The following is an 838-nucleotide window of genomic DNA, read 5'->3' on the forward strand; positions in this document are numbered from 1 at the left end:
CCTTTCGTGAAGGCGTGCCAGCGCATGATCATCTGGGCGATATCCTCGCCAGCCTCGATGCCGAACACTTCCAGCGCTGTTTTGTGGCGTGGGTAGCGTCACTGACGGGCGCGCCGGAAGGCGTCGTCGCCATAGACGGCAAGACGGTCCGCCGCTCCAAGGGGTCCAGGAATGCCGAGGAGCCGATACACATGGTTTCCGCCTTCGCCGCCCGCCAGCGTCTGGTGCTGGGGCAGGTCAAGGTGGCGGACAAAGCCAATGAGATCCTCGCTATTCCCAGGCTGCTGGACATGCTGGCCATTGAAGGTGCCATCGTGACGATCGATGCCATGGGCTGCCAGCGTGCCATCGCCCAGAAGGTCCTGGACAAGAAGGCCGACTACATCTTCGCCCTCAAGGGCAATCAAGGCACACTGCGCGATGACGTCGAACTCTTCGCCGCCGAGCAAAAAGCCCGCAATTTCAAGGACACCACCGTGAGCCGCGCCAGGACTGTCGATGGCGATCACGGTCGCATCGAGACCCGAGACATCACCGTTATCCACGATATCGACTGGCTTCAAAAGACCCATCAATGGCCTGGCCTCAACAGCGTTGTCATGATCCAGAGCACGCGTGAGGCTGGCGGCAAGATCGAGCGGGAGACGCGTTTCTACATTACCTCGCTGGTTCTCATCGCCAGCCTGATCGGGCCCCTCATCCGAGATCATTGGGCCGTCGAGAACAGCCTCCATTGGGTGCTGGATATGGTCTTCCGCGACGACGAGTGCCGCCTGCGAACCGACCATGCTCCAGCAAACTTCACCACCATAAAACATATGGCGCTCAACCTCATACG

General features: G+C 60.1%; 1 protein-coding gene. It reads left to right on the forward strand.

The features are described 5' to 3' along the window. Positions 1 to 838 (forward strand): ISAs1 family transposase (locus EH240_RS37140; protein ID WP_125007264.1); only part of this gene is annotated, 838 nt, incomplete at both ends.

Origin of the sequence: Mesorhizobium tamadayense (genome assembly GCF_003863365.1) — a bacterium.
GTDB lineage: Bacteria > Pseudomonadota > Alphaproteobacteria > Rhizobiales > Rhizobiaceae > Mesorhizobium > Mesorhizobium tamadayense.